At 64.4% G+C, this 3506-nt stretch carries 4 protein-coding genes; all 4 read left to right on the top strand.

Annotated features, from left to right (window positions below):
• A partial coding sequence (locus AABB87_RS22970) for a branched-chain amino acid ABC transporter permease (protein ID WP_341973595.1) occupies positions 1 to 891 on the top strand: 891 nt, incomplete at its 5' end.
• Positions 892 to 914: 23 nt separating this feature from the next.
• On the top strand, positions 915 to 2000 hold the full coding sequence (locus AABB87_RS22965) for an ABC transporter permease subunit (protein ID WP_341973594.1): 1086 nt from the start codon (positions 915 to 917) through the stop codon (positions 1998 to 2000).
• A 14-nt stretch (positions 2001 to 2014) separates the two neighbouring features.
• Positions 2015 to 2794 carry an ABC transporter ATP-binding protein gene (locus AABB87_RS22960; protein WP_231741581.1) on the top strand — a complete coding sequence of 260 codons (780 nt, stop codon included), beginning with the start codon at positions 2015 to 2017 and terminating at the stop codon, positions 2792 to 2794.
• A 14-nt stretch (positions 2795 to 2808) separates the two neighbouring features.
• Positions 2809 to 3506: ABC transporter ATP-binding protein (locus tag AABB87_RS22955; protein ID WP_445944906.1), on the top strand; the 698-nt coding region annotated here is incomplete at its 3' end.

Raw genomic sequence — 3506 nt, 5'->3', positions numbered from 1 at the left:
CTGGTGCTGGGCAGCATGTATGCCCTGGTGGCCCTGGGGTACACGATGGTGTACGGCATCGTCAACTTGATCAATTTCGCGCATGGCGAGATCTTGATGGTGGGCGGTATGGTGAGCTGGACGGTGGTGACGGCGCTGGCGGACTCGGGCTTGCCGGGCTGGGCGCTGATGCTGATCGCGCTGGGCTGCGCGGTGGTGACCTGCGTGACGCTGAACTTCGTGGTCGAGAAGGTGGCCTACCGGCCCTTGCGCAATGCGCCGCGCTTGGCGCCCCTGATCACAGCCATGGGCATGTCGCTGCTGCTGCAGACGCTGGCCATGATCATCTGGAAGCCGAGCCCCAAGCCCTTCCCGCTGCTGCTGCCCACCACGCCCATCGACCTCGGTGGCCCGGTGATCTCGGTGACGCAGTGCTTGATTCTGGGCGTGACGGTGGTGATCCTGGCCGCGCTGATGTGGCTGGTCAATCACACCAAGCTGGGCCGCGCGATGCGCGCCACGGCGGAGAACCCCAAGGTGGCCGGCCTGATGGGCGTCAAACCTGACTTCATCATCTCCACCACCTTTGTGATTGGTGCGGCCCTGGCTGCTGTGGCCGGCCTGATGTGGGCGGCCAACTACGGCACGGTGCAACACACCATGGGCTTTATGCCGGGCCTGAAGGCCTTCACGGCCGCGGTGCTGGGTGGTGTGGGTAACTTGGCCGGTGCGATGGTGGGCGGGGTCTTGCTAGGCCTGATCGAAGCCATCGGCGCGGGCTATCTGGGTGATCTGACCGGCGGCGTGCTGGGCAGCCATTACGCCGACATCTTCGCCTTCGTGGCGCTGATCCTGGTGCTGACCCTGCGACCCTCGGGCCTGCTGGGTGAGCGTGTGGCCGACCGTGCCTGAGCGTGGCTGAAGGAGAACCCAACATGCAAAAGAACAAACTCTTCGTCTTCGGCCTGGCGGCCATCGGCTTGCTGGTGCTGCCGCTGTTCGCGCAGCAGCTGGGCAACGGCCCGGTGCGCATCATCGACCTGGCCTTGCTCTACGTGATGCTGGCCCTGGGCCTGAACATCGTGGTCGGCTACGCTGGCTTGCTGGACCTGGGCTATGTGGCCTTCTACGCCGTCGGCGCCTATATGTTCGCGCTGCTCTCCAGCCCGCACCTGAGCGAGAACTTCGAAGCCTTCCGCGCCGCCTTCCCCGATGGCCTGCACTCGCCCTTGTGGATCGTGGTGCCGCTGGGCGCGGGCCTGGCGGCCTTCTTCGGCGTCATGCTGGGCGCGCCCACGCTGAAGCTGCGCGGCGACTATCTGGCCATCGTGACGCTTGGCTTTGGTGAAATCATCCGCGTCTTCCTGAACAATCTGGAGCACCCGGCCAACATCACCAACGGCCCGCGCGGCATCGGGCAGATCGACGCCATCCACTTCTTCGGCATCGACCTGGGCAAGGGGCTGGAAGTCTTCGGCACCACGCTGCCCTCGGTGACCCTGTACTACTACCTCTTCCTGACCCTGGTGGTGTTCAGCGTGCTGATCTGCTATCGGTTGGAGAACAGCCGCATCGGCCGAGCCTGGATGGCCATCCGTGAAGACGAGATCGCCGCCAAGGCCATGGGCATCAACACCCGCAACCTCAAATTGCTGGCCTTCGGCATGGGTGCGACCTTCGGCGGCGTCGCCGGCTCCATGTTCGCCAGCTTCCAGGGCTTTGTGAGCCCGGAGTCCTTCAGCCTGCAAGAGAGCGTGATGATCGTGGCCATGGTGGTGCTGGGCGGCATCGGCCACATCCCCGGCGTGATCCTGGGCGCGCTGCTGCTGTCGGCCCTGCCTGAAGTGCTGCGCTATGCCGCCGGCCCGCTGCAAGAAATGACCGGCGGTCGCCTGGACGCCGCCATCCTGCGCCAGCTGCTGGTGGCCCTGGCCATGATCAGCATCATGCTGATCCGCCCGCGTGGCCTGTGGCCCGCCCCAGAGCATGGCAAGGCCGCCCCTGTGCCGACGAAGAAATGAGCGAGGAGAACAATATGACAGATCAAATCGTTCTGCACGTCAGCGGCGTGTCCAAGCGCTTCGGCGGCTTGCAAGCCCTCAGCGATGTGGGCATCAAAATCATGAAGGGCCAGGTCTACGGCCTGATCGGCCCCAACGGCGCGGGCAAAACCACCTTCTTCAACGTCATCACCGGGCTCTACACGCCGGACGCTGGGACCTTCGAGCTCGGCGGCGCGCCCTACACCCCGCAGGCCGTGCACCAAGTGGCCAAGGCCGGCATCGCGCGCACCTTCCAGAACATCCGCCTCTTCGCTGAAATGACGGCGCTGGAGAACGTGATGGTGGGCCGCCACGTGCGCTCGGGCTCGGGCCTGCTGGGCGCCGTGCTGCGCACCCCCAGCTTCAAGGCGGAAGAAGCGGCGATTGCCAAACGCGCGCAAGAGCTGCTCGACTATGTGGGCATCGGCAAGTACGCCGACTTCAAAGCCCGCACCCTGAGCTACGGCGACCAGCGCCGCCTGGAGATCGCACGCGCCCTGGCCACCGACCCCAAGCTGATCGCCCTGGACGAGCCGGCCGCCGGCATGAACGCCACCGAGAAAGTCGTGCTGCGCGAGCTGATCGACCGCATCCGCAAAGACGGCCGCACCATCCTCTTGATCGAACACGATGTGAAGCTGGTGATGGGCTTGTGCGACCGCGTCACGGTGCTGGACTACGGCAAGCAAATCGCCGAAGGCACGCCCTACGACGTGCAGCGCAATGAAAAGGTCATCGAAGCCTATCTGGGCGCGGGCCACACCAACCATTAAAAGAAGCAGTGACCATGTCGAACAACAATGTATTGCTCAAGGTCAGCGACCTGAAGGTGGCCTACGGCGGCATTCAGGCCGTCAAAGGGGCGAGCTTCGAAGTGCGCCAAGGCGAGCTGGTCAGCCTGATCGGCGCCAACGGCGCGGGCAAGACCACCACCCTCAAAGCCATCACCGGCCTGCAACCCATCGCCGACGGCAGCGTCGAGTACATGGGCAAAGCCATCAAGGGCCAGGGCAGCTGGGACCTCGTCAAGCAAGGCCTGGTGATGGTGCCCGAAGGCCGAGGCACCTTCACCCGCATGACCATCACCGAGAACCTGCAGATGGGTGCCTACATCCGCAGCGACAAGGCGCAAATCCTGGCCGACATCGACAAAGTCTTCACCATCTTCCCGCGCCTCAAAGAGCGCAAAGACCAACTCGCCGGCACCATGAGCGGCGGCGAGCAGCAGATGCTGGCCATGGGCCGCGCGCTGATGGCCCAGCCCAAAGTCTTGCTGCTGGACGAGCCCAGCATGGGTTTGAGCCCCATCATGGTCGACAAGATCTTCGAAGTGGTGAGCGACATCCACAAGCAAGGCGTGACCATCCTGCTGGTGGAGCAAAACGCCAGCCGCGCGCTGGCCATTGCCAACCGCGGCTATGTGATGGAGTCCGGCGAAGTCACCATGAGCGGGGAGGGCATGAGCTTGCTCAATGACCCGAAGGT

The organism is Roseateles sp. PN1, assembly GCF_038419725.1.
Classification (GTDB): Bacteria; Pseudomonadota; Gammaproteobacteria; order Burkholderiales; family Burkholderiaceae_C; genus Paucibacter_A.
This window is presented reverse-complemented; position numbering and strand designations above follow the sequence as displayed.

Bases quoted from the DNA above. Each gene is read 5' to 3' on its own strand.
- AABB87_RS22960 (WP_231741581.1), top strand. From the start codon at position 2,015: ATGACAGATCAAATCGTTCTGCACGTCAGCGGCGTGTCCAAGCGCTTC.
- AABB87_RS22965 (WP_341973594.1), top strand. From the start codon at position 915: ATGCAAAAGAACAAACTCTTCGTCTTCGGCCTGGCGGCCATCGGCTTG.